Genomic DNA, 514 nt, shown 5'->3' with positions numbered 1-514 from the left:
CAGCGGGCGGCCGTTGGCATCGGTAACGGCGTGAAGCTTGGTGTTCATACCGCCCTTGGTCCGTCCGATCAGGCGGCCGAGATCCCCTTTTTTACCCCAAGGCTGGAAGCCGTGCGGTGGGCCTTGAGATAGGTCGCATCGATCATGATGGTCTGGGGCTCGGCCCTCTGAGCGGACAGGCCTTCCATCATGCGAGCAAACACGCCCATCTCGCCCCAACGCTTCCATCGGTTGTAAAGCGTCTTGTGCGGCCCGTATTCCCTCGGCGCATCCCGCCAGCGCAGACCGTTGCGATTGACGAAGATGATCCCGCTCAAAACCCGCCGCAACCGCATCGAGATCATGTTCGGCCGCCTGAAGGACTGGCGCCGCATCGCAACCCGCTACGACCGCTGCCCAACAGTTTTCTTCTCCGCCCTCGCTCTCACTGCCACAGTGCTCTTCTGGCTCTGATCAATGAGATGGGGTGGTTGCCGCCCTCCCAGACGACATTGCATCATGCCAAGGATGACCG

At 61.5% G+C, this 514-nt stretch carries 2 pseudogenes; one reads left to right on the top strand and one right to left on the bottom strand.

The features are described 5' to 3' along the window. Positions 1–326: pseudogene (locus GVL61_RS24445) on the bottom strand (IS5 family transposase); the annotation flags it as partial. Between GVL61_RS24445 and GVL61_RS24440 the strand changes: the two are divergent. Then, positions 322–453, top strand: a pseudogene (locus tag GVL61_RS24440) (IS5/IS1182 family transposase); the annotation flags it as partial. The pseudogenes GVL61_RS24445 and GVL61_RS24440 overlap by 5 nt on opposite strands. Positions 454–514 lie beyond the last annotated feature (61 nt).

Origin of the sequence: Novosphingobium sp. 18050 (assembly GCF_902706195.1) — a bacterium.
Taxonomy (GTDB): Bacteria; Pseudomonadota; Alphaproteobacteria; order Sphingomonadales; family Sphingomonadaceae; genus Novosphingobium.
Note: the sequence above shows the minus strand (reverse complement) of the source record. Positions and strands in the feature narration are given on the sequence as shown.